At 48.8% G+C, this 15,883-nt stretch carries 15 protein-coding genes; 3 read left to right on the forward strand and 12 right to left on the reverse strand.

The genetic code is table 11. The features are described from left to right. Window positions 1–15: 15 nt before the first annotated feature. The 5 genes from J0A67_RS19925 to J0A67_RS19945 are packed head-to-tail and all read right to left on the reverse strand — an operon-like array spanning window position 16 to window position 5,229. On the reverse strand, window positions 16–345 hold the full coding sequence (locus tag J0A67_RS19925) for an AtuA-related protein (RefSeq protein WP_206571149.1): 330 nt from the start codon (window positions 343–345) through the stop codon (window positions 16–18). Then, window positions 342–1,664 (reverse strand): acyclic terpene utilization AtuA family protein, encoded by a 1,323-nt coding sequence (locus tag J0A67_RS19930; protein ID WP_206571150.1) that lies wholly within the window; start codon window positions 1,662–1,664, stop codon window positions 342–344. The genes J0A67_RS19925 and J0A67_RS19930 overlap by 4 nt, the downstream gene beginning before the upstream one ends. A gap of 1 nt (window position 1,665) precedes the next feature. Next, window positions 1,666–2,952 carry a CitMHS family transporter gene (locus tag J0A67_RS19935; RefSeq protein ID WP_206571151.1) on the reverse strand — a complete coding sequence of 429 codons (1,287 nt, stop codon included), beginning with the start codon at window positions 2,950–2,952 and terminating at the stop codon, window positions 1,666–1,668. A 3-nt stretch (window positions 2,953–2,955) separates the two neighbouring features. After that, window positions 2,956–4,500 (reverse strand): carboxylesterase/lipase family protein, encoded by a 1,545-nt coding sequence (locus tag J0A67_RS19940; RefSeq protein WP_206571152.1) that lies wholly within the window; start codon window positions 4,498–4,500, stop codon window positions 2,956–2,958. Between the two features lie 27 nt (window positions 4,501–4,527). Next, entirely contained in the window at window positions 4,528–5,229 is a 702-nt protein-coding gene (locus J0A67_RS19945) for an NUDIX hydrolase (RefSeq protein ID WP_206571153.1), read from the reverse strand. 97 nt (window positions 5,230–5,326) lie between these two features. Between J0A67_RS19945 and J0A67_RS19950 the strand changes: the two genes are divergently transcribed. Then, on the forward strand, window positions 5,327–6,961 hold the full coding sequence (locus J0A67_RS19950) for a carboxylesterase/lipase family protein (protein ID WP_206571154.1): 1,635 nt from the start codon (window positions 5,327–5,329) through the stop codon (window positions 6,959–6,961). A gap of 86 nt (window positions 6,962–7,047) precedes the next feature. On the opposite strand, the gene J0A67_RS19955 is transcribed toward J0A67_RS19950, so the two are convergent. The 7 genes from J0A67_RS19955 to J0A67_RS19985 all read right to left on the reverse strand — a co-directional run bounded on the left by J0A67_RS19955 (window position 7,048) and on the right by J0A67_RS19985 (window position 13,160). Next, complete coding sequence (locus J0A67_RS19955) at window positions 7,048–8,739, reverse strand: amidohydrolase (RefSeq protein ID WP_206571155.1); 1,692 nt, start codon at window positions 8,737–8,739, stop codon at window positions 7,048–7,050. A 75-nt stretch (window positions 8,740–8,814) separates the two neighbouring features. Further along, window positions 8,815–9,087, reverse strand: a complete 273-nt coding sequence (locus tag J0A67_RS19960; RefSeq protein WP_206571156.1) for a DUF4242 domain-containing protein — start codon at window positions 9,085–9,087, stop codon at window positions 8,815–8,817. Between the two features lie 121 nt (window positions 9,088–9,208). Next, window positions 9,209–9,637 carry a YybH family protein gene (locus tag J0A67_RS19965; RefSeq protein ID WP_241265273.1) on the reverse strand — a complete coding sequence of 143 codons (429 nt, stop codon included), beginning with the start codon at window positions 9,635–9,637 and terminating at the stop codon, window positions 9,209–9,211. Window positions 9,638–9,719: 82 nt separating this feature from the next. Further along, window positions 9,720–10,043, reverse strand: coding sequence for a 2Fe-2S iron-sulfur cluster-binding protein (locus J0A67_RS19970; protein ID WP_206571158.1), 324 nt, complete (start codon window positions 10,041–10,043; stop codon window positions 9,720–9,722). Window positions 10,044–10,059: 16 nt separating this feature from the next. Further along, entirely contained in the window at window positions 10,060–11,076 is a 1,017-nt protein-coding gene (locus J0A67_RS19975) for an NAD(P)/FAD-dependent oxidoreductase (protein WP_206571159.1), read from the reverse strand. 73 nt (window positions 11,077–11,149) lie between these two features. Then, window positions 11,150–11,596: a MarR family winged helix-turn-helix transcriptional regulator gene (locus J0A67_RS19980; RefSeq protein ID WP_206571160.1), complete on the reverse strand. Its 447-nt coding sequence runs from the start codon at window positions 11,594–11,596 to the stop codon at window positions 11,150–11,152. 157 nt (window positions 11,597–11,753) lie between these two features. After that, on the reverse strand, window positions 11,754–13,160 hold the full coding sequence (locus J0A67_RS19985) for an ATP-binding protein (protein WP_206571161.1): 1,407 nt from the start codon (window positions 13,158–13,160) through the stop codon (window positions 11,754–11,756). Between the two features lie 429 nt (window positions 13,161–13,589). Between J0A67_RS19985 and J0A67_RS19990 the strand changes: the two genes are divergently transcribed. Together J0A67_RS19990 and J0A67_RS19995 are read left to right on the forward strand one after the other, a co-directional pair. Next, entirely contained in the window at window positions 13,590–14,696 is a 1,107-nt protein-coding gene (locus tag J0A67_RS19990) for a Gfo/Idh/MocA family protein (RefSeq protein WP_206571162.1), read from the forward strand. A gap of 47 nt (window positions 14,697–14,743) precedes the next feature. Then, window positions 14,744–15,880, forward strand: coding sequence for a serine hydrolase domain-containing protein (locus J0A67_RS19995; protein WP_206571163.1), 1,137 nt, complete (start codon window positions 14,744–14,746; stop codon window positions 15,878–15,880). The last annotated feature ends 3 nt before the right edge of the window (window positions 15,881–15,883 follow it).

The following is a 15,883-nucleotide window of genomic DNA, read 5'->3' on the forward strand; positions in this document are numbered from 1 at the left end:
ATGGCGCCATTTAGTCTATTTCCGACCGTCGTTGAAATTCTCAATTTCCATCTCAAGCAAGGCATAGCTAAGACTTTTGCCGTGCGCGTCCATCGCCAAGGAAGTTGTGACACCGCTGGACAAGGCATCGAAGCACACAAATTGAAGGGCTTTTAGCTCAGGAAGAACATAGCGGAGCACCTCGCCTTTTACTTGGCTTTTGAGGTGCGTTTTTACTTTTTCAGCGGATATTTCCCTTTCCAAATAATCAAAATCATCCTCATCGAATGGTATCAAGGAAAGGATAAGTGTATTTCCCTTGTCTCCAGCACGGCTGTGGGCTAGGGTTGAAAGAGTAGTTTTCATGACTCGAGGATATTGATACTGGTTGAGATTTCTTTGCGATCCAATAAAATAGACACGACCCCAAGAACTTCGTGGACGTACTTTCTTGCTCCGCCCCCTCCGGCCGGACCGTTGGTATAAAGCGCTTCTACTTCTTCTCCTACCAATTGGGCAAGCGCGGGACTGCTTGCTTTTCCTGCGACGCGCAGTCGTATTTCATAGGCTTGGTGATTCCTCGACAGCTCGTTGCCGTGCAATGAGCCGAGCCCGATGTAGTCTATCCTAAATTCTTCAAATTGGTGTGCGATTCTTTTTTCCACAATTTCACCCGCCAATTTTGCCCGCTCCAAGGCATGTGCTCCAGCGAACGAAATCTCCCCTTCTCCGATATATCCAGCCTCATATCCCACGCTGACTTTCAATGTTTCGGGTAGCGGTTTTCCTGTGCCCCCCAGTACTTGGATCTGGTTTTTTGCGAGTTCCCGAAACCTTACCGAACTGAAATCAGCGACCACATCGGGAGTGTAATAATTTCCAGGGTCGATCACTTCATAGAGAAGCTGCTCCTTGGCGGTCTGAACAGTGATTGCGCCGCCTGTTCCTGCTACTTTTGAAATTACAGCTGATCCGTCTTTGTTTATTTCTGCCAAGGGATGTCCCAGGATATGCATGTCGGGAATTGGTTTTGATATTGGGTCGGCAAAATAGCCACCGGTGATTTGCCCCGCGCATTCGAGCAAATGCCCGATGACGGTTCCTTTTCCCATCAGGTCAAAGTCGGACTGATTCCACCCAAACTCAAAAACCATTGGTGCCAAGAAAAGAGAGGGGTCAGCGACCCTTCCCGTTAGGACGATGTCCGCCCCGGATTGTAAAGCGGGCAAGATGGCTTCGGCTCCGAGGTACGCATTTGCCGAGACCAATTTGCCATAGGATTCGAGAGGGAGCTTGCCTTCCATCGACAGCTCATTTCCGGTGATTTTTCCGAAAATGTCGTCTCCCAAAACCACGGCAATTTTAACATTCAAGCCTTGCTTTTGGGCGATTTCTTTGATTTTTGCCGCTCCTGCCAATGGATTTGCCGCACCCATGTTGGTGATCAGTCGGGTGTGATGTCTTTTCAACAGCGGTAGCAAGCTCTCGATTCTGCGTTCAAGAAGCACATCATATCCGGCCTTTGGATCTTGTTTTTTTCGCTTTTGAGCCAAAGCGATCGTTCGCTCCGCCAAGCACTCCAATACCAGATAGTCCAGATTTCCCTTTTCCACAAGAAGCATCGCGGGTTCTATTCTGTCCCCGGAAAAACCCGCTCCGCAGCCTACTCTGATTTTTTCTTTCATGTCAAACTGTGATAATCCCCAAAAGCACTGAAACGGACAGGATCACTAAAGTCACCAACAGGGCTAGCGGAATGGTTTTTTTCTGGTGATCCCCCAGATCGACTCCCGCAAGGCCGATCAGCAAAAAGGTTGAGCCGGTAAGCGGGCTGACCGGAAATCCGGTAGTCATCTGTCCCATGATCGCAGCCTGTCCAACTTCCAGACCGCTTGCGCCGAAGTGCTCCGCGGTGGTAGAAAGCAGGGGCAAAATCCCAAAATAGAAGGAATCAGGATCAAAGAGCAGACTAGCTGGCATAGCCAAAAGTCCCGTAAGCAAAGGCAGTTGTTGTCCCAATTGCTCGGGAAGATAATCCCGGACGGTAGCAGCCATTGCTTCCATCATGCCGCTTCCCTTGAGGATTCCCGTAAAACATCCCGCGGCGAAAAGGATGCTCGCCATTAGTATGGCTTCCTTTGCATGGGCATCGACGCGCTTTTTTTGCTCTTCCACACTTGGGAAATTCAGAACCAAAGCGAGCGCAAAAGCGATCATAAACACTACATGGGGAGGAGCAAAGTTGAGTATGATGGCGCTGATGGCAATTAGAATCAAAAGGATGTTGATCCAAAAAAGCCTGGGACGATGAAGCGGGTTTTCTTGCGCTTCATCTTTAAAGCCTTCTGAAATCAGATTTCCGGCAAGTCTTTGTTTTTCCTTTTTTCCCATCCAGAATGCAATTGCCAATACTGCGAGAAGGCCTGAGAAAAAAGGTAGGAGGATGGGGTTGAACAACTCGGTGACCGAGACATTCAAGGCTGACGCTGCACGGATGGTCGGGCCTCCCCAGGGAAGAATATTCATAGTCCCGGCGGATAGAGCTACGATGCATGCCAGTGTGATGCGCTTCATGCCTACCTGGTCATAAATGGGAGCCATGGCAGGAACAACGACCAAGAAGGTGACAGCTCCGGAGCCGTCAAGGTGGACGAGCATCGCCAAAACAGCCGTAGCAAGGGCCAGCCTCACTGGGTCATTTCCCGCGATTTTCAACAATCTTGATATGATGGGCTTGAATGTGCCCGCATCCAGCAAAATCCCGAAAAACAAGATGGCAAAGACAAACATCACCCCTGTCGGAGCGATGGACAGGAGACCTTCTCCGATCATTTTTGGGAGTTCTGCGGCTTTTCCGGCCAAAACTCCTGTTAGGATTGGAATGAGGATAAGCGCAATCACGGGAGAGGTCTTTTTGGAGATCACCACGAAAAGCAGGAGTACAATCGTCAAAAGCCCCCAAAATGCCAACATAGCTCAGTCGTTTAGACTTTCCATGAACTTCATTTGCGCCCAGAAAGGTAAGGCGCGAGGCTTTACTTCGGCTCCCAGTTCGTTGACCATCGGATTGGAAGGGTCAAAGACAGGCCATTCCGGCAGTCCGGTTCCGTTTGGATTTCCTGTTTTCACAAAATTGACCCAATAGGCTGACATGGTTTTTTCTAGGTCGTAGTCGACTTGTTCAAATGGACGGTTCCAATTCCTAAGGGTATGCAGGGCGTAGCTGAACTCAGCCGAGTGGAAAGCTCCGTAGTTGGGCTCGCCCGGAGGCACTCGGGTGAAATAGTACATGTAGGCATCTCCTTGTCCCTTCTCGCTTTGCATCTTGGCCCAGGTATAGTTCTGCATTCCAAAGAAGAGCGTCCCCATCATGTTTTGCGTCTGGGCGAGGATTTCCGGACTGTCTGCTGGAAAGAGCTCTAGGTATTCTCCGGCTCTTCCTCCATAGCGTTTTTTGGCATCGGCCCTAAATTCCTCCGGCGACATTGGTGGATTTCCCGATACTCTGTCATCGGCGTTCCAGCCGGTCAAAAGCGGGACATCCGAGAAAGTGCCTTCTTCGAAGCTTTGTCTGGCGCCACGGATTACTTTTCCATCGACGACCAAGCCAAATCTTCCTGGAAACTTGAGTAAGCTATCCGCCGGAATCTTTCTCAGTTCCGCGATTGACGGGATGCCCAGGGTATCCAATAATTCTTTCCCTCTCGCTTCTGCGCCTTCCAATCCGCCTGCCAAGCCAGAACCTCGGTTAAACATTCCCCCACTTTGGGCGATAGCCTTGTGAAAAAGTCCCTTTGCTTTTGGAGAGACTACTAGAGCATTCACGCTGAATGCGCCAGCCGATTGCCCTGCTATGGTGACATTGTCTGGATCTCCGCCAAACGCGGAAATGTTTTTCTTCACCCATTCCAAGGCTGCGATCTGGTCCAAAATCCCATAATTCCCAGAGGTTTGATCTCCGCTTTCCGCGCTCAGATCAGGATGTGCAAAGTAGCCCAACATTCCCACTCGATAGTTCAAATTGACCACTACGATTCCTTCCTTGGCCAGGTCGGTGCCATCATAGAGTGGGACGGAATTTCCCCCTGAGTTGAATCCTCCACCATAAATCCATACCATTACTGGTCGCTTCTCGTTGGCTCTTTCCGCAGCAGTCCAAATGTTGAGGTATAGGCAGTCTTCCGAAATAGGCGCCTTTGGAATTAGGAATTCTTCTGACCATGCAAAAAAAGGTACCGGTGGATTTTGCATCGGAGCAGGAGGATTGTCTATGCATGCCTTTATTCCCTCCCATGGAAGCACAGGCTGAGGAGCCTTCCATCTCAAGTCACCGACTGGTGGAGCTGCAAAAGGGATTCCTTTAAAAATCTTTACTTGGCCGCTGGAATCAGTCTTGCCGGAGATTGTTCCGCCCTCGACTTGGATGGAGCCGATGGTGATCAGGTCAGTTTTCCGAGGGGCCTGACAGGAAAATAGTACAAGTCCGGTCAGCGAAAAAAGGAGAAGGAACGCTTGTTTCATGGTTTTTTGGGGTTGGGCAGCCAAGGGTTAGAGCTTGAAGCTGTAGAGGTAGGGGGCTTTGTGGCTTTTCCCGGTGAAAAGCTTTTCGTGTCGTTCGAGAATTTCCAAGCTGAGCATTTTGCGCTGGAAGCTGGTGCGACGGAGCTTTTCTCCCAAGATTGCTTCATACACGGCTTGAAGCTCGTTCATGGTAAACCGCTCGGGGAGGAGATTGCCCCCGATGAGTTTTCGGTCGAGATTCTCTCGGAGCGTCTGTAGCGCTTTTTGTACGATTATATTGTGATCAAAGATCAATGAAGGAAGCTTGTCCACTTCATACCAGGTAATCGAGTCTGAAAGGATGTCCGGAGTGAGGCTGACTTTTTCGTGATCCAAAAGGGCATAGTAACCCACGGAAAAAAAGCGATCCAGCATCCAGTAGTTTTCCGGAACTTCAGCGCCAGAGGCTAGGAGTATGGTCTTCATCACGTCGGGCTGGAAGCGGTCCACCGTCCCGAAAGTGTGAAACTGCTCCAAATAAACTTCCTTCAGGCCTGTTCTTTCGTGAAGTCCCCTTTTGACGGCAGTTTCCAGGTCCTCGTCTGGTTTGACGAAGCCACCAGGCAGCGCGAGCCAACCGGTCGCATGATATTCCATAAGGAGGATTTTGAGTTTGCCTTTGGAAAATCCAAAGACTACCGAGTCAAAAGCAAGATGGGGGATGTATTGCGAGCGGTCAGGTAAAGGCATAGTTTGTCGAATTCCCTTCTAAGTAAATAGGTTTTTTCGGGAGAAGCAATTATTATTGTCTCATATCGTAACAATAGAATAAAGCCAAATAAGACCTATGAAAAAATATTTGAAGGCAGCAGTGTTTTTCCTTTTCGGAACTTCCCTGGCCTTTTCGCAATCCGACAATTCCCTCCCCGTGCAGACAACGATTGAAAATGGAACAATCGAAGGGAATTACGATGTGACCAACGGGATCTCTACCTATTTTGGGATTCCTTTTGCGAAGCCTCCCGTAGGAGAACTTCGATGGAAAGCGCCCGTCCCGGCAGCTTCATGGTCTGGTGTTAAAGAAACCAAGGACTTTGGGCCAAGGCCTGTGCAAGGCTTGGTCTTTGGGGACATGAACAGTTGGTCAGATGGCGTGTCGGAAGACTGCCTTACGCTCAATGTCTGGACACCAGCCAAGCGTAGTTCCAAGGATTTGCCGGTTTTGGTATATTTCTATGGAGGAGGTTTTGTAGCGGGGGACGCTTCTGAGCCGAGATACAACGGAGAGTCTATGGCAAAGAAAGGCATCGTCGTCGTGACGGTCAATTACCGTTTGGGGGTTTTTGGATTCCTTGCCCATCCCGAACTCAGTGCAGAGGCGTCTTACAAGGCTTCGGGAAATTACGGCTTGCTGGATCAGTCGCTGGCTCTGCAGTGGGTAAAAGACAACATCGCGGCTTTTGGAGGCAATCCCAACCAAGTGACCATCGCAGGGGAATCTGCAGGTTCGATTTCCGTTTCCTACCAGATGGCTTCCCCGCTTTCCAAAAACCTGATTCATGGGGCCATTGGAGAAAGCGGGGCGGGTATTAGACCGACTTTGGCGCCGGTTTCCCTGTCTGAGGCCGAGAATACGGGCGAGGATTTCCTGACCAAAGCAGGTGTCAATTCTATAGCTGACGCAAGAAAGCTCTCTGCGAAGGACCTATTGGAAATCTACCAGGAGTCCCAGCGCTTTGGATTTCCGGTGGTGATTGACCATTACTTTTTGCCCAAGACTCTTCCTGAGATTTTTGCTGCCGGGGAGCAGGCTCAGGTTCCGTTGCTGTTGGGCTGGAATTCTGCCGAGATTCCCGGCGCGGCCTTCATGCAGGGGCAGCCCAGCTCCAAGAATGCCTTCATCGCCAAGGTCAAGCAAGTGTATCCCGAGCAATGGGAGGAAGTATTGGCTCTGTACCCGCACGATACCCCTCAGGACGTGGAGTGGGCAGCAACCAACCTGGCTTCGGATCGCTTCATTTCCTATAGTACTTGGAAGTGGTTTGACTTGCACAGAAACCATAGTGAACAGCCGGTTTACCGATACTTGTATAGCAAGATTCGCCCGGATTTGGTTGACCGTACTCGTGTGTCCGGACTGGCTGGAGGTACACAAAGTGCTGATACTGCGCCTCCCGTGCCAAAGCCTATTGGGGCTCCACATGCAGCCGAGATTGAATATGCGATGGGGAATCTTCACCTTGTCAAGGACTATGCTTGGACGAAAGACGACTTCCAAACTTCCGAGACTTTCCTGAATTTCTTCACCAATTTTGTGAAGACAGGGAACCCAAATGGAGAGGGAGTGCCCTCTTGGTCGGCGGCGAAAGCAGGGAATCAGACGCCCCCAGTGATGATCATTGATACCGAGTCAAAAGAGGTAAAGTCTGAGAGCGATGCAAGATATCTATACCATGATCGTTATTACAAAAACGAAAAGTAAAAGGAACGGCAGTTGTTGTTCACCAGTTGAAAAGTTTAAACTTTGACTTTTCAGCAAATGGGCCGGGAAACCGGCCTTTTTCATTGCTACCGTCTCTGAAAGACTTTCTCCCCGTCCACAAATGTCATCTCGACAGTCGTCTCGTGGATTTTCATCGGATCTATAGAAAACAGGTCTTGTGAGAATACCACGAGATCCGCCAAATACCCTTTTTTTAGTATACCTTTCCTGTTTTCTTCGAAAGAGGAAAATGCCCCCATTGAAGTATAGGCCTTTAGAGCCTGCGGCAGGCTGATTTTTTCTTCGGGAATCCATCCCCGCTCCGGGTATCCGTCGGGATTTCTTCGGTTGACCGCCACATGTATTCCTCTCAGGGGATTGAGACTGATGCAGGCTGGCCAGTCGCTACTGAATACCAGTGCGGCGTCTTGATCCAGCAGGGATTTCCAGGCGAAAGAGTAGGGAAGGCGATTTGATCCGACTGCATTTGACCAAACCTCTGTCGTCCCGGGCTCGGCGTGGATGGGTTCCATGCTGGGGAGAATACCGAGCTGGGCAAACCTAGGTATGTCATCGGGATGGATGATTTCGATGTGTTCTATTCTGTGACGTCGACCAGTACTTTGGTTTTCTCTTTGGGCTTTTTCGTAAGCATTTAAGGCTTCCCTTACACCTCGGTCTCCTATGGAATGGGTGTAGAGGCGAAATCCTGCAGAGTCCAGTTGCTTGACCAGCGATTGGTAGCGGTCAAGCTCCCAATTCAACTGGCCCAAGGCCAAGGGGTCGTCCGCCGGAATATCAGAATAGGGCTCCAGCATGGCTCCGGTATGTCCTTCGATCACCCCGTCGATCATGAATTTGACGGCGTCAGCACGGAGCCAAGAGTTGGAATCGCCAAGACTGTCCTTCAAGTAGATAAAGCGATCGATATGCTCCTCCGTCACATCTTCCCCGACGGAAAAAGCAGCTGCGTATCGCAGGCTCAGCTCTCCTCTTTCAAAAAGCCGGAGAACCAGCCTCAGGTCTTCCTCGGATCCGTTGGCGTTTTGTACGCTTGTAATGCCAAAAGATGCAGCGTAGTCGAGACCCTTGCGAAATGCTTCAAGTTTATCTTCAAAGTTTGGCACCGGAACATGGCTAGCCACTAGGTCCATTGCTCTTTCTTTTAATGCACCTGTTGGTTTTCCATTTTTGTCTTTGACCAATTCTCCAAAACCTGAAAATTGGCTTTGGGAAGTAATGCCGGCGATTTCCAGCGCTTTTGGGTTGGCATAGGCGCTGTGTCCATCGTATGCCCGGATAAATACAGGCTTGTCTAGATCCAGCGCTTTCATGGATTCATGGTCAGGAAGGCCTGAGGCGAAGGAGGTATATTGCCAGCCTCTCCCGGTGATCCATTCCTTTTCGGGATTTCTTTGGATATATTCCAAAGTCATTTCGATCATTTCTCCAAAATTTTTGGCGCTTGAAAGCTCGACCAAACTCAGTCCCATCGAACCGCTCAAAAAGTGAATGTGGGCATCGTTGAATCCAGCAGTGGCCAGTCTCCGCTCAAGGTCGATTATTTCCGTTTCCGGCCCAGCAAGCTCCAGGATGGATTTGTTGTCTCCTGTCTGTAGGATGATGCTGCCGCGTATTGCGAGCGCTTCTACAAAAGTTGAATCCGACTCGCCGGTCCAGATTTTTCCGTTGACCAACAGTAGATTTGGATAATCGGGCTGGGACTGGCAGGCGCAAAACGCCAGAGTCATGAAAATCAAGAGAAATTGCTGTTTCATGGCGGCTGGGTTGAAAGATGTGGAAACAAAAAATGGCTGTTTGTCGACAGCCATTGAATTTAAGAGCAATTCCGCTTATTCCGCCGTTGTGGGATCGATAATTGCATGTACTTCCGATACCAAATTGGCAGGAAATCCACCTTGCGCTGCATGGTCTCGCACCATCTGTTCGTTGGGCGCGATGTAGACGCAATAGATTTTATTCCCGGATACATAGCTTTGCAGCCATTGGATTTGGGGTCCCATTTTGCTCAAAACTCCACATGAAGTTTGTGAAATTCCCTTCAGGTCCGCGGGCGACAGGCTACCCGCACCCGGAATCTCTCTCTCAATCACATACTTTGGCATTGGTTGATCAACTGGATTTGAATCCTACTCATTTGGTTTTTCGGTTACGCCCCGTTTTTGAAGTGGTAGCTGGATTCCACGTTGATTAAAGTTAGGTAAAATACCTTGTTAGTCAATGGCTTTAATTGGGGTTCATATTTCGAATTGCGGAGATTTTCCAGCGATCTTTATCGAAGACGACGGTGAAGCTACTCCACATGTTTCTTTGTTCGCCAGATGGGCCTTTGATAATATACCTGCAGTCCACCAATACGGCTTCAATAGTTAAAAATTTGATCTTTTCGATTTCAAGAGTCCTTGATCCGGGATTTGCCGCGCTGCTTTGCATCATGCCTGAGATTGCAGCCCGGATTCCATTTCTCCACTCGCCGCTTGATACCAATTGGTCTACATCCTCGGTGAGAATTTCCTTTAGCAGTACGGTGTCTCTGGTTTCCCTTGCTTTGGAGTATTGGTCAATCAGCTGGTGGATTTTGGTGACTTCTTCGCGTTCTTCGGGTGTGACTTGGGAAAAGGTAAGTGCGGGCAATGCGAAAAGTATCGCTATCATTAAAATCCTCATAGTCTAAAATAGGAAAAACCACCCGTTTCTGGGTGGTTTTTACGCTAAAAGTCGAATCTCAAATCCCCAATCAGACTACGTCTTCTCCTCTTAGTCTGATAACTGCTCCCTCCAAAATGTCGCTAATGCGGATTTGGCAGGAAAGCCGGGAAGTGGGGTAGTACTCGGGCAGGTTTTCGAGCTGGTCCAATTCGGGATCAGTGGCGTCGCCTAGTCCGTCCTTTCCCTCCAACACTTCAATGTGGCAGGTGCCGCAGAGTGCCATTCCCCCACAGGTAGCGAGTACCGGGTACTCGGATGCCTTGAGGATTTCCATCAGGTTGAATCCCATGTCATCGGGAGCCTCGATTTCTTGGCGGTTGCCGTCTTGATCTTCTACAGTGAAAGTTACCATGGCGCAAAGATAGGTGTTAGAAGGCGTTGACTCCGTTCACAGTCGTGTATTTGAAGCTAAGTTTTTGGTCAGGATACACGTATTTGAAAGCTGAGTGCATCATGATCGCCGCTTCGTGGAATCCGCAAAGGATCAATTTGAGTTTTCCAGGGTATGTGTTGATATCGCCGATCGCATAGATCCGTTCCACGCCGGTAGAATAGTCGCGGGTGTCGACTTCGATGGCGTTTTTGTCGATGCTCAAGCCCCAGTCAGCAATTGGGCCGAGCTTTGGGCTGAGTCCGAAGAGTGGGATCAGGTGATCAGCGTCTATGGAGAGATCTTGTTTCCACTTGTCTTCTAATATCACTTTTTCCAGCTTACCGTTGCCTGTCACCTCTTTGAGGTTAGCCGAGAGGATCAGGTCAATCTTGCCCCTGTTTGCTAGGTCAAATACTTTAGCAGCCGAATCTGGCGCGCCTCGGAAGGTTTCGTTGCGGTGGACCAAAGTCACTCGCTTGGCAACTTTTGCCAGATATATAGACCAGTCAAGCGCCGAATCTCCGCCGCCCGCGATCACGACGTTTTTGTCGCGGAAATGCTCTGGGTTCTTCACCATGTAGTTGATCCCTTTGCCTTCAAACTGCTCCAAGTTGGTGAGTACAGGTTTTCTAGGTTCAAAACATCCCAAGCCGCCAGCAATAATGATCACCTTGGCGTGCACGTGGGTCTTGTCACTCGTTGTGACGACGAAACTTCCATCGGCCTGCCTGTTCAGGTAATCCACCCGCTCGCCCAGGGTAAAAGTAGGCTGGAAGGGCTTGGCTTGCTCCATCAGATTGTCCACCAAGTCCTGAGCCTTCACCTCGGGATAGCCCGGGATGTCGTAGATGGGCTTTTGGGGATAGATCTCTGAAAGCTGACCTCCCACTTGAGGCAGGGCGTCAATGAGGTGGCAGCGCATCTTCAGGAGTCCCGCTTCGAAAACAGCAAACAGCCCCACCGGGCCGGCTCCGATTATGCAAAGGTCAGTGTGGATCGTGTTTGTATTCATGGCTTTGGGAGTTTTAAACCCTTTAGATTCCAAAATGTTCGTACAAATATAATTAGTATGCTAAATACTTTAGCTATTCTATCGCTTGTCCGTCTAGGTTTTTGTAAATGGTGTTTAGGATGCGTTTGAATTCTTCAAAATCGCTGGCGGTTAGATTTTCCCAGGCTTTTTCCCTGATCTCGAGGATTTTTGGACGAAGCTCATTTACCTTAGTCAAACCAGCCTCAGTGAGGTGAAGCTGGAAGCTTCTTCTATCCTGGGGATGAGGTATCCGCTCCACATAACTTTTTTTGCAGAGCAAATCAATGATTCTGGTAAGAGTCGGGTTGTCCTTGAAAACCAGATTCGCCAGTTCGGTCTGGCTTAAAAGTTCATTTTCAGCCAGGTTTTTCAACACCAGCCATTGGTCTACCGTCACGTCAAATTCCCCCGTCTTGAACTGCTGCTGGGCATATTGCTTTACTTTTCTGGCTGTGCGGTCCAGTAGAAAAGAGTACCGTGCAAATAGTTCTTGTGTCATACCAATAGTTAGTGTGACAAATATATGCAAAGAAAGACATTCTCAAAAAATTAGCCTATAAAAATTATAGGGAAAGTTGGAATAAAATCTTGTGCTTACTTCCAGACTTGAGCCAATTCCATTTTCCCGATATGGGCTTTGAGAAAAAATAGTAGGATCAACCGAGTGGAAGCCTTACATCAAAGGTGGTTTCTCCAGTTTTGGACTCCACTGAAATTTCTCCCCCGTGTTTTTCGACAATCTGCCGCACCAAGTCAAGTCCTAAACCCGTGCCTTTTCCGAGACCCTTGGTGGTGAAAAATGGATCGAAGATTTTGAACAGGATATCTTCGGGGATACCAGAACCGTTGTCCGTGATTTTCACGGAGACCTGCGAATTTTCCCTACGTATTCGGATTTGAAGTTGTGGGTTTGGAATGGCTTCCATCGCATCGAGGGCATTGGCGATCAAGTTGGTCCACACTTGGTTGAGCTCTCCTCCCGATCCATGGATCAGGATGGGACCTTCAGTTTGGGGAAATATCACCTTGGCCTTGATTGCCTTGATCTTGTGCTGCAAAAGAGAAAGAGTATCGCGGATTTCGGAAACGAGATCCAGTTCCCTTTGCGTAGTTTCCCTGTCAATTCGGGAAAATGATTTGACAGTCTGGATCAGCTCTTTGATTCTTTCGGCTGCTATACTGATATTGGTCACCAGCAGTTGACTTTGGAGCAGCTGCTGCAATCCTGTCAGCCATGTCTCTGCCAGTGCTGGTTTTATTTTTTTTAGCCAATCTTCCAATTCTTCCGGATCGACTTTGGTGTCGGTAAATACCTCAGCTGCGTCCGACGGGTTTTTCATGCCCCACTCAATTAGTCTCTTCAACCATTGTTTTTCGACCTGCTGGATCTCGACCGAGGATATGGTAGTGTCGGGAATCTGATGCATCCAGCCTGAAACGGCATCCTTGAGGAGACTTTGGTCTCTCTCGTTCAGTTCCGAGTCCTGTATAAGCAGCCTCTCTATTCCTCCTTTGGAGAAAATCCTGTTCAGCTCTGCGCTGTCCCTCTGGATGGAATTGATGGGATGATTTAGTTCATGGGACAGGCCAGCCGTGAGTTTTCCCAAGGATATCAGTTTTTGATTTTGGAGAGTCTGGAATGACACCTTTCGCGGCTTGGTTGTCCTCGAGCTGACCAACGCTTCGGTCAACTCCTCATGCATTGTCAGAAGATTTTGGAATTCTGATATGGGAAATGACAAAATCCGGCTCGGCAAAGAAGCTTGGCAGTAGGCCGTGAACTCAGTTTCTTTTAATAACGGAAACTGTCCAAGGGTGCTTCCTTTGTCAAAGTGGTTGAGTGTTCTTTTGTTGCTTCCATAAAGCACATAAAGCTCTAGTGCTCCTGAGAGAACAATATGGAGGTGACGACTCGGGGTATTGGGTTGGAATAAAAAATCACCTTTTTGCAGCTCAATGGAATGTGAGTTTTGTAGTAGCCAATCCAATTGAGCATCAGGTACTTCGTGAAAATCAGGGATCAGTCGAAGTCTTTCAAAATCTTTTTTTTCATCATTCCCCATAGAGAACAGGATAGGTACTTAAAATATTCCAGCCATAAGGTTGGTCGTTTGGTTGATCAATAAAAGTCGTTCAAATTAACAAAAAGTCCTTTCATATCTAATTTCCTCAGCGGTTTTATATTCGAAATCGGGATTGGGATAGAAAAAATCAGCTATTCTGGCAAAAAAGTGGAAACCGATTATCGACAAGGCATTCAAGGTTAGGCGAAATTCTGATCCTCGCTTCGCACCAATGGATATGACTTATGCTGAATGTCAGGGTGGAAAGGATTGTCCGGTCGCAGGAATTTGATCGATTGCAGAAAGGTTGATTCAAATAGTGGTCCTGGACAAGTGCGAAATTTTTACCGTAGTCACGAATTCAGAAATCGGAATTCGAAAACCATCTTTTAAAGTCGGGAATTTGAGCTTTCTGGGCTAAATTCCGGCATGAAAAAATCCATTCCTTTTTTGTTTCTGATTTTTGGGCTGTTGAGTTCTGCGTTTTCACAGGTCGTGCCACTGAAAATCGGTGTGGCGGGGTTGCATCACGGACATGTGGGATGGGTGTTTGAGGCGAATGAAAGACCGGATGTTGAAATTGTCGGAATCGCCGAACCCAACCGAGAACTTGCGGAACGGTATGCGAAGCAACATGGCATTTCTATGGATATCGTTTTTGATAGCTTGGAGGAAATGTTGGAAAAAACCAAGCCAGAGGCTGTGACCGGTTTTGGAGCCACCTTCCACCATCTGGAGATCGTCCAAATCTGTGCGCCACGAGGCATCCATGTGATGGTAGAAAAACCATTGGCGGTCAGTCTGGCCCATGCCCAGGAAATGGCTCAATTGGCACGGCAGCACGAAATCCACCTGCTGACTAACTATGAAACTTCTTGGTACGCCTCCAACGAAAAAGCATATGAAATCCTGCATTCGGGACAAATCGGCGAAACTCGGAAAGTTGTCGTCAGGGATGGCCATCGAGGGCCAAAGAAAATCGGTGTCGGTTCGGAGTTTCTGGAATGGCTGACTGATCCTGAGCTAAACGGCGCAGGGGCATTGATGGATTTCGGTTGCTACGGAGCCAATCTGAGCACGTGGCTTTTGGATGGGCAGCGTCCGGTCTCAGTCACTGCCGTTACCCAACAGCTCAATCCAGCCGATAACCCCAAAGTGGACGATGAGGCCACGATCATTTTGACTTACCCCAATTCCCAAACCATCATCGAAGCTTCCTGGAACTGGCCAATAGGCATCAAGGATTTGGCTATTTATGGCCTTACCGGGGCGATCTTCGCCGATGACGGGAGCCATCTCAGGGTTCGAATGGCGGAGGGGTACAGCGGTTTTTCTGAAGAGAAAATGGAATTGCTGGAGCGATCCCGCCCCTATGACGATCCGTTTTCAGTCTTGCTGGCGGTAGTGAGGAGAGAAACCCAGCTGGGTCAATTTGATCCATACTCCTTAGAAAACAATCTCTTGGTGATGGAGATTCTGCAAGCGGCGAAGGAAAGCGCCGAAACCGGAAAGACAGTATTCCTGTCGAAGAAATAGTCGATTTTATGACTCCCGACCTTAGGCGTTTTACCTATTTTCTAAAAATGAAAAAGAATCTTTTCATATTCCTCTTTCTGGTCTTTTCCATACAAACCTCGACGCAAGGCCAAAATGCTGCTGAGTCAAAGATCAAATCCCTGATGGAGACGACGCCCGTGATGGGATTGGGGGTGGCGGTGGTGAAGGGTGGAAATCTGGTATATCAAGGAGCTTTCGGCTGGAAAGAGGAGGGGAAGGAAATGTTGGAAACTACCGATATCTTCCGCATAGCCTCCATCTCCAAGTCCTTTTCTGCGACTTCCGTGATGCAGCTGGTGGAGAAGAAAGTGCTTAGCCTGGATGATGACGTCAGCGAGCTGATGGGCTTTGGGGTGAGAAACCCTAAATTTCCCGACCAAGTCATCACCCTGCGGATGCTGCTGTCGCATACTTCAAGCATCAACGACTCCGAAGGCTACTTCACCCTTGACGCGATCAACCCGTCCAAGAATCCAAACTGGGAGAAAGCGTACAATGACTACGCACCCGGTGAGGGGTATCAATATTGCAACTTAGCTTACAATATGACCGGAGCGATCATCGAAAAGTATTCCGGGGAGCGCTTTGACCAATATGTACGGGGCCATATTTTGGCACCACTAGAGCTATATGGTGGCTACAACGTCAGCGAACTGGACGCTGCCAGCTTTGCGTCAATCTACGCCTATGATCCTGATTCCGCCAAGTTTACGCTTTCTCCGGCGGCCTATGCGCCAAGGGTCGAGGAGATCGCAAATTATCAGTTTGGCTATAGCACGCCTATCTTTTCTCCGACAGGAGGGATGAAGATTTCCGCTCCAGACTTGGCTAGATACATGATCATGCACATGAACTACGGGAAAGGCGAAAATGAAAGGATCATTTCCAAAAAGAGCTCCCAGATCATGCAGACTCCGATTTCATCCGATGAAAACTATGGGTTGGGACTTTGGAAGACTGACAAGTTGATCGCCGGTACGGAACTCGTCGGACATACGGGATCAGCCTATGGACTGTACAGTGCGATGTTTTTTGATCCCAAGGAAAAGTTCGGAATCGTGGTTATCAGCAATGGCTGCGCCCCCGCCTATGAAGATGGCTTCAACGCCGTGATCCGCCAGACGGTGAATATCCTGTACGAAGAATTGATCAAGCCCCAATAAAAC

This window comes from Algoriphagus aestuariicola, from assembly GCF_017254835.1.
GTDB classification, from domain to species: Bacteria; Bacteroidota; Bacteroidia; order Cytophagales; family Cyclobacteriaceae; genus Algoriphagus; species Algoriphagus aestuariicola.

Bases quoted from the DNA above. Each gene is read 5' to 3' on its own strand.
- J0A67_RS19945 (WP_206571153.1), bottom strand. From the start codon at position 5,229: ATGCCTTTACCTGACCGCTCGCAATACATCCCCCATCTTGCTTTTGAC.
- J0A67_RS19940 (WP_206571152.1), bottom strand. From the start codon at position 4,500: ATGAAACAAGCGTTCCTTCTCCTTTTTTCGCTGACCGGACTTGTACTA.
- J0A67_RS19930 (WP_206571150.1), bottom strand. From the start codon at position 1,664: ATGAAAGAAAAAATCAGAGTAGGCTGCGGAGCGGGTTTTTCCGGGGAC.
- J0A67_RS19995 (WP_206571163.1), top strand. From the start codon at position 14,744: ATGAAAAAGAATCTTTTCATATTCCTCTTTCTGGTCTTTTCCATACAA.
- J0A67_RS19975 (WP_206571159.1), bottom strand. From the start codon at position 11,076: ATGAATACAAACACGATCCACACTGACCTTTGCATAATCGGAGCCGGC.
- J0A67_RS19925 (WP_206571149.1), bottom strand. From the start codon at position 345: ATGAAAACTACTCTTTCAACCCTAGCCCACAGCCGTGCTGGAGACAAG.
- J0A67_RS19935 (WP_206571151.1), bottom strand. From the start codon at position 2,952: ATGTTGGCATTTTGGGGGCTTTTGACGATTGTACTCCTGCTTTTCGTG.
- J0A67_RS19980 (WP_206571160.1), bottom strand. From the start codon at position 11,596: ATGACACAAGAACTATTTGCACGGTACTCTTTTCTACTGGACCGCACA.
- J0A67_RS19965 (WP_241265273.1), bottom strand. From the start codon at position 9,637: ATGATAGCGATACTTTTCGCATTGCCCGCACTTACCTTTTCCCAAGTC.
- J0A67_RS19985 (WP_206571161.1), bottom strand. From the start codon at position 13,160: ATGGGGAATGATGAAAAAAAAGATTTTGAAAGACTTCGACTGATCCCT.
- J0A67_RS19990 (WP_206571162.1), top strand. From the start codon at position 13,590: ATGAAAAAATCCATTCCTTTTTTGTTTCTGATTTTTGGGCTGTTGAGT.
- J0A67_RS19970 (WP_206571158.1), bottom strand. From the start codon at position 10,043: ATGGTAACTTTCACTGTAGAAGATCAAGACGGCAACCGCCAAGAAATC.
- J0A67_RS19955 (WP_206571155.1), bottom strand. From the start codon at position 8,739: ATGAAACAGCAATTTCTCTTGATTTTCATGACTCTGGCGTTTTGCGCC.
- J0A67_RS19950 (WP_206571154.1), top strand. From the start codon at position 5,327: ATGAAAAAATATTTGAAGGCAGCAGTGTTTTTCCTTTTCGGAACTTCC.
- J0A67_RS19960 (WP_206571156.1), bottom strand. From the start codon at position 9,087: ATGCCAAAGTATGTGATTGAGAGAGAGATTCCGGGTGCGGGTAGCCTG.